Genomic DNA, 3,441 nt, shown 5'->3' with positions numbered 1-3,441 from the left:
AAACAGGCAACTATGGTGTAGATTTTTCCACACTTATTAAGAAATTGGAAAAGAGTAACTTATAGGCCCTTTTCCACCATAAAATCCGAATACCCTAAATAAAAAAGAAATTCCAGGGAGTGCTCCTATTGCTGGAGCTGAGACAGATATAGCAAATCTGGAACCCGTGAACCTGATCCAGGTAATACTGGCGGAGGGATGGATAATATATAAAATAAAAAATAATATTTATATTAAGGGGGAAAATTATATGAATTTCGTAGAAGAAAATCTCATTAAAATGCGTGAAAAAAATCCTGTAATACAATGTTTCACAAACAATGTGGTGACAAATTTTACAGCCAATGTTCTTTTAAGTAGCGGAGCCTCTCCAATAATGTCCTATTGTGAAGAAGAAGCAGAAGAAATGCAAAATATAGCTTCTGCACTCCTTTTAAACATTGGAACTTTAGATAAAACAACTTCAGATCAAATGAGATTTCAAGCAAATATTTCAAAAAAAACTAAAATTCCAGTAATAATAGATCCTGTTGGTGCTGGCGCCAGTAAATTGAGAACTAATTTAAGTATAGAATTAATAAATAAAGCTAATACAAAAATAATAAAAGGAAACTCAGGAGAAATAGCAGCAATAAATGGAATAATAGGAAAAACTCGTGGAGTAGATGCAACTATTTCTGAAGAATCTTTTACATCTAAAATTACTATAGAAACAGCTAAAAAATTTGATTGTACAGTAGTTACAACTGGAAAAATTGATTATATTAGTGATGGAAATAGAATTGCAAAAATTTTTAATGGATCAGAAATGCTACAAAAAATTACAGGGGCTGGATGTTCTTTAGGTGCTTTAATAGGTGCTTTTATTTCTGTAACAGATCCTTTTGAAGCAGCTATTTCTGCTGTTGAATTTTTTAATATAGCAGCTGAAATTTCTGAAAGGGAAAAAAAATTTCCTGGATCTTTTAAAATAAAACTTTTAGATAATTTAATGAAATTAAATAAAGAAACTATTTCAAAAATGAAAAGAGTTGAAATAAATGAAATTTAATAAAGAAATATTAAAACTTTATATGATAACTGACAGTAATTATATGGATGAGAGAGAAAGTGTTTTAAAAGCTGTAAAAAGTGGTGCAACTTGTGTACAATACAGGGCAAAAAATACCGATACAAAACAAATGATAGAAGTTGCAAAAGATCTAAAAAAAATTTGTAATCATCATAATGTTCCATTGATAATAAATGATAGATTAGATATTGCTCTTGCAATACAAGCAGATGGAATTCATATAGGTCAAGATGATATGCCTATAGAAATAGTAAAAAAATACGCCTCAAATATGATAATTGGTGTATCTGCTTCAAATATTGAACAGGCTTTAATAGCTGAAAAAAAAGGTGCTGATTATATAGGTGCTGGAGCGGTTTTTTCTACTCAGACTAAAAAAGATGCCAATTATATGGGAATAGAATCTTTAAAAGAACTAATGAAAAAAATAAAAATACCTGTTGCCGCAATAGGCGGAATTAATTTAAAAAATATAAAAGAAGTTTTAAAAACTAATATAGATGGAGTTTGTATAATATCTGCCTTGTTATGTTCTAAAGATATCGAAAAAACAACTAAAGAATTTTTAAAAATAATAGAGGAGGAACATATATGAATTATAAAGCAAAAGCATTAACAATTGCCGGTACAGATTGTAGTGGTGGAGCAGGTGTTCAAGCAGATTTAAAAACTTTTCATACTTTTGAAGTATATGGAATGTCTGTAATAACAGCAATAACAGCTGAAAATACACAACAGGTAAAATCAATTCAAGACATAGATCCTCAAATAATTTCAGATCAAATAGATATGGTTTTTGAAGATATAAGACCCGATGCATTAAAAATAGGTATGGTTTCAACAGAAAAAACTATAAAAACTATTGCAAAAAAATTAAAAGAATATAAATTTGATAAAATAATATTAGATCCCGTAATGGTTGCAAAAGGTGGAGAATTTCTATTGAAAAAAAACAATGAAAAATTTTTAATAGAAGAATTAATTCCAATATCATATCTGATAACACCTAATATACCAGAAGCTGAAATAATAAGTGAAATGGCTATTAAAAATATAGAAGATATGAAAAATGCCTGTATTAAAATATATGAAAAAGGAGCTAAAAATGTTCTTTTAAAAGGGGGACATTTTAAAGGTGAAATTGCAACAGATATTTTATATGATGGATTTAATTTTTATGAATACTCAGAAAAAAGAATCAATTCAAAAAACACTCATGGAACTGGCTGTACAATATCGGCAGCAATAACTTCATTAATAGCCCAAAATTATACATTAAAAGATGCCTTAACTATAGCTAAAGATTTCATAACAAAGGCTATAAAATATGCCCCTAAAAATATTGGACATGGACATGGCCCACTGAATCATAATATAAAACCAGCAAAAATTCAACATTTTAAATATCATGCAAATGATTATGATAAATGGTTCAAATCAAATAAAATATTATTCGAAAATGAATTAAAAGCACAAAAAAAGGCTTTAAAAAATCCCGAAAAAACTCTTGCTGTGGGTATTGGAGATGGTCTTTTTGCAAAAGAACTTGGAATTAAAGAGGGTATAGAACCTTCAGAAGATATGGCAAAACTCGCTAAAAGTAAAGGATTAGATGTTAAAATAGGATGTGCAGAGGAGTTACCTTATGATGATGAAAGTTGGGAAAATGTTTATCTAGGCACTATAATGGCATCTGTAAATGATAAAAGAAAATCTATACAAGAGGCTGTAAGAGTATGTAAAAAAAATGGAGAAATTATAGTTTCAATATTACCAAAAGAATCTTCCTTTCCTTTATTATATGATCTATCTTATTTAAAAGGAGAATTTGATAAAAAAATATCTCCTGAATATCCTTATCCTTTAGAGTTTTTAAAAGATGTTAAATGGGCAACTGTAGAAGAAGTTTCTGATTTAATGAAAGAATATGGAATAAAAAATATTGAATATATTCAAACACTTACAATGCATCCAAAATACTCAAACATAATAGAAGAAGAACCAAAATCAGGGTATACTCATGGAGATTATGTAATAATAAAAGGTGTTAAAAAATGACTAATATAGAATTTTTAAAATCAAAAAATAAATTAATAATAGAAAAAATAAATAATAATCCTTTTATAATAGAGATCTTTCAAGGTATTCTTCCAAAAAATAAATTTATAAAATATATTAAAGATGATTATGATTATATTTTCAAAGCCATTAAAAATTTAAATATCATCGCATCAAAAGCAAGAAATGAAAAAGAATTGATCATCTTAAATAATTGGGTCTTCGGATTTTATAGTGGAATTATCTTTTTAAAGTTTAAAAATAATTAGTGTTCAAATCGGAATATCTGGTGGAATACTAAGTGTCATAAA

Annotated in this window: 4 protein-coding genes and 1 riboswitch; all 4 genes read left to right on the top strand. The window is 27.6% G+C overall.

Annotated features, from left to right (window positions below):
* Nucleotides 1-105: 105 nt before the first annotated feature.
* Nucleotides 106-216, top strand: a riboswitch (TPP riboswitch).
* Between the two features lie 34 nt (nucleotides 217-250).
* Genes thiM through C7380_RS13340 form a run of 4 tightly spaced genes read left to right on the top strand, consistent with a single transcriptional unit; the run spans nucleotide 251 to nucleotide 3,399 of the window.
* Nucleotides 251-1,051, top strand: a complete 801-nt coding sequence (thiM, locus tag C7380_RS13355) for a hydroxyethylthiazole kinase (protein WP_109606738.1) — start codon at nucleotides 251-253, stop codon at nucleotides 1,049-1,051.
* Nucleotides 1,041-1,667, top strand: coding sequence for a thiamine phosphate synthase (gene thiE, locus C7380_RS13350; RefSeq protein WP_109606735.1), 627 nt, complete (start codon nucleotides 1,041-1,043; stop codon nucleotides 1,665-1,667). The genes thiM and thiE overlap by 11 nt, the downstream gene beginning before the upstream one ends.
* Nucleotides 1,664-3,130 (top strand): bifunctional hydroxymethylpyrimidine kinase/phosphomethylpyrimidine kinase, encoded by a 1,467-nt coding sequence (thiD, locus tag C7380_RS13345; protein WP_109606733.1) that lies wholly within the window; start codon nucleotides 1,664-1,666, stop codon nucleotides 3,128-3,130. Before thiE ends, thiD begins: the two co-directional genes overlap by 4 nt.
* Entirely contained in the window at nucleotides 3,127-3,399 is a 273-nt protein-coding gene (locus C7380_RS13340; RefSeq protein WP_109606732.1) for a thiaminase II/PqqC family protein, read from the top strand. The genes thiD and C7380_RS13340 overlap by 4 nt, the downstream gene beginning before the upstream one ends.
* The last annotated feature ends 42 nt before the right edge of the window (nucleotides 3,400-3,441 follow it).

Source organism: Oceanotoga teriensis (assembly GCF_003148465.1).
Lineage (GTDB): Bacteria > Thermotogota > Thermotogae > Petrotogales > Petrotogaceae > Oceanotoga > Oceanotoga teriensis.
This window is presented reverse-complemented; position numbering and strand designations above follow the sequence as displayed.

Coding starts and splice junctions, on each gene's coding strand:
- thiM (WP_109606738.1), top strand. CDS start 251: ATGAATTTCGTAGAAGAAAATCTCATTAAAATGCGTGAAAAAAATCCT.
- thiE (WP_109606735.1), top strand. CDS start 1,041: ATGAAATTTAATAAAGAAATATTAAAACTTTATATGATAACTGACAGT.
- thiD (WP_109606733.1), top strand. CDS start 1,664: ATGAATTATAAAGCAAAAGCATTAACAATTGCCGGTACAGATTGTAGT.
- C7380_RS13340 (WP_109606732.1), top strand. CDS start 3,127: ATGACTAATATAGAATTTTTAAAATCAAAAAATAAATTAATAATAGAA.